This is a genomic window from Streptococcus suis, assembly GCF_002964045.1.
In the GTDB taxonomy this organism is placed as follows: Bacteria; Bacillota; Bacilli; order Lactobacillales; family Streptococcaceae; genus Streptococcus; species Streptococcus suis_U.
The window spans coordinates 1-394 of record NZ_POPB01000432.1 but is presented as its reverse complement, the minus strand read 5'-3'; the positions used below and the strand labels follow the sequence as shown (position 1 = coordinate 394).

Annotated in this window: 1 protein-coding gene; it reads right to left on the bottom strand. The window is 42.6% G+C overall.

Translation table 11 applies throughout. The features are described 5' to 3' along the window. Nucleotides 1-394, bottom strand: a 394-nt coding sequence (locus C1E99_RS11085; protein ID WP_153060197.1) for an ATP-binding cassette domain-containing protein, incomplete at both ends; no start/stop codon positions are given.

Below are 394 nucleotides of genomic sequence, written 5' to 3'. Positions count from 1 at the left end.
AACCAAGGTCGTTTTTCCAGAACCAGTTTTCCCAACGATACCTACAGTTTGCCCTGCTTTCAGTGTCCAATTGATGTCCTGTAGGCTGGCTCTTTCTGCCTGTGGATAACTAAAGCTATAATTTTTGAAGGAAATACTAGACAGCTCTGCAATTTCCTTAGAACCATCAGCCTCCAAATCATCACCCGTCTCAATCAGCTCTTGCAGTTTTTCGAAAGATGTCTTACCAGTTTGATAAACAAGGATAAAATCTGCTAGTGTCCAAAACGGCTCTAAAAGCGAACCAACATACAATTGAAGGGCAATTACTTGTCCCAAGGTCAATTGCCCTGCTTTCACGGCTTGTGTCCCCATGAGAAGCACGAAAATAGTAGATAATCCCAAACAGACTGTG